This window comes from Methylomonas koyamae, assembly GCF_001644025.1.
Lineage (GTDB): Bacteria > Pseudomonadota > Gammaproteobacteria > Methylococcales > Methylomonadaceae > Methylomonas > Methylomonas koyamae_A.
The window spans coordinates 1-2181 of record NZ_LUUK01000146.1 but is presented as its reverse complement, the minus strand read 5'-3'; the positions used below and the strand labels follow the sequence as shown (position 1 = coordinate 2181).

Annotated in this window: 2 protein-coding genes; both read left to right on the top strand. The window is 57.6% G+C overall.

Features of this window, described 5'->3' with window-relative positions; translation table 11 throughout:
* The coding region (locus A1355_RS09845; RefSeq protein ID WP_157197829.1) for a phosphopantetheine-binding protein at positions 1–595 on the top strand (595 nt) is incomplete at its 5' end.
* A gap of 59 nt (positions 596–654) precedes the next feature.
* Positions 655–2181 (top strand): condensation domain-containing protein (locus tag A1355_RS09840; protein WP_231883631.1); only part of this gene is annotated, 1527 nt, incomplete at its 3' end.

Sequence of the window (2181 nt, the reverse complement as noted above, 5' to 3'; positions counted from 1 at the left end):
AACCGGCATAACCGAAGCCGCTGTCTTGCTGAAAGACAGCCCGCATGGTCCGCGCTTGGTCGCCTACGCCGCGACCGCCGCCACCTCCGGCCGGCCGACTGAGGTCGAAACACTGCAACAAGGCTTGCGGCAGCGCTTGCCCGACTACATGGTGCCCAACGCCATCGTATTACTGGATAGCCTGCCGAAAACCGCCAACGGCAAACTCGACCGCAAGGCCTTGCCGGAACCCGAACTGAACCGGAGCGATTATCGCGCGCCGCAAACTGAAACCGAACAACGATTGGCGGCGATCTGGCGGGTGTTGTTGGGCATCGACCAGGTCGGTCTGGACGACCATTTCTTCGAACTGGGCGGGCATTCGCTGTTGGCGATGAAACTGGTCGGCAGCGTCAAGCAGTCGGTCGGTGTCGAGCTACAGGTGCGGCGTATCTTCGAAAACCCTCGATTGGCGGGGCTGGCGGCGGAAATCGACACGCTGCAAGCCATTTCCGCACAACAGCCGGATTTACAGTCCGAATTGTCGGACGCTTTGGCGGAGTTGCAAGGTCTGTCGTCGGAAGATTTACAGGCCTTGCTGGCAGCGGAAGAATGAATCGATCGTGGCCTTTTCGTGCGTAGCGTCGTAAACCTTATTGAAAATAGATTTGTTTGATGGAAAACCTACTCGCCCATTTTAACGACCTGAGCGCAGATCAACGTAAAGCCCTGATAGTGTTGTTGAAACGTCGCGGCATAGACGTTTCGCAACTACCGATTACCGGCGTCAAGCGCGATGCGCCGCTGCCGCTGTCCTACGGCCAGCAGCGGTTGTGGTTTCTGGCGCAGTTGGAGCCGGATAGCAGTGCCTATCACATCGCCGATGCGGTCTGGCTGAACGGCACGGTGGATGCGTCCGCGTTGCAACGCAGTGTCGATAAACTGGTTGCGAGGCACGAAAGCCTCAGAACCACGTTCCGCAACGTCGGCGGTAAGGCGCTACAAATCGTCCATGCGCAGTTGCCGGTGGCGGTGGCCTGGTTGGATTGCCGCGAAATGGTTGGCGACGAGGTAGCGGTTAAAACTAAGCTGGAGGCTATCGAGCGGCAACCCTTCGATCTGGAAAATGGGCCCTTGTTGCGGGTCAGCGTACTGAAAGTGGCCGCCGACCGTCATGTGCTTTCGATTGCATTGCATCACATTGTTGCCGATGAGTGGTCGCTGAATATCGTCATTACCGAATTCGCCGAAATCTATCGCGCCTACTGCGATGCCAGGGAGCCGACATTACCCGGACTGGCGATTGGTTACGCCGATTTCGCGGTCTGGCAGCGGCATTGGCTGGAAGTGGGCGAAATGGAACGGCAGCTGAACTATTGGACGGCAAAACTGGCCGGCGAGCAAACAGCGCTGGAATTGCCGTTCGACAAACCCAGGCCGGCAGAGCCGAGCGATCATGGTGCGAAATTGGAATTTCCGCTGCCCGACGCCGTGAGCACCTCGCTACGCCAACATTGCCGGGGACAGGGTGCAACCCTGTTCATGGGGTTGTTGGCCCTGTTCAAGATGCTGCTGTACCGTTACAGCGGCCAAAATGCGATTCGGATCGGCGTGCCGATTGCCAACCGCAATCGCCGCGAGACCGAACATTTGGTGGGTTTTTTCGTCAATACCCAGGTCTTGCAGACCGAACTGCACGGGGGCTTGAGTTTTCGTCAAGTGCTGGAACGGGTGAAGGATACCGCGCTGGGCGCACAGGCGCATCCCGATTTGCCTTTCGATCAACTGGTCGAAGCGCTCAGCCCCGAACGGAGCTTGAACCGTAATCCACTGTTTCAGGTGATGTACAACCATCAGTATCAACAGGCGGAGACCACCGCAGCCCTGAGTTTGCTGAATATTGCACCGTTTGCCCGCGACAGCTACACCACCCAGTTCGAGTTGATATTGGATACTGTCGAAACTGGCAAACACGGCATCAACACTCTTTGGACTTACGCCAGCGACTTATTCGGCCATCCGACGATAGAGCGGATGGCCCAGCATTTTTGCCGCTTGGCCGAAGCCACGCTGGCGGCACCCGAGACGGCCTTAAGGGATTTGCCGCTGCTCGAGCCGCTGGAATGGCATGGCTCAAGCGCCGCCGAGGCCAGGTTCTGTGAATGGATTGCATTGTCCGAAGCCATTCGTACTCAAGCACAA